1 protein-coding gene is annotated in these 421 nt (G+C 35.6%); it reads left to right on the forward strand.

All coding sequences use genetic code 11. The annotated features are described in order from the left end of the window. On the forward strand, positions 1 to 421 hold a 421-nt coding region (locus tag DXC04_RS15655), incomplete at both ends, for a hypothetical protein (protein ID WP_158580529.1).

The raw sequence follows: 421 nt of genomic DNA on the forward strand, positions 1-421 counted from the left end.
AGACACAGAAGATTAGTTTTAAAGAGCCAAGTCAGGTAAATGGATTCAATGATAATCTGGAACTTCAAAATAACAATATCAATTTTGCAACACCACTCTACTCGCTCACAGTAAATAATGATATGACGATTTCGAAAACAAAAGATTTACAGATCGTTACGCAATTGATAATTAATAATGGATCTTTTGTAACAACTGGAAATGTTGAGGCTAACATGTTATACATCAACAATACAAAAGAAAATCAGATACAAGGGAATCTGAATATGACTGGAACTGTTGTCTTTAAAAAGGGAAGTCTGGAAGTAAGAGGAAATGCGAAATTTGACAATGGGTATCTGCAGATGCAGGATACCGAGGACAAACTGCTTGTGAAAGGGAATCTGACGTTAGGTGAAACATATGGAAGCAGTAAGGGGGA

Source organism: Dorea sp. OM07-5, from assembly GCF_003481355.1.
Lineage (GTDB): Bacteria > Bacillota > Clostridia > Lachnospirales > Lachnospiraceae > Dorea_D > Dorea_D hominis.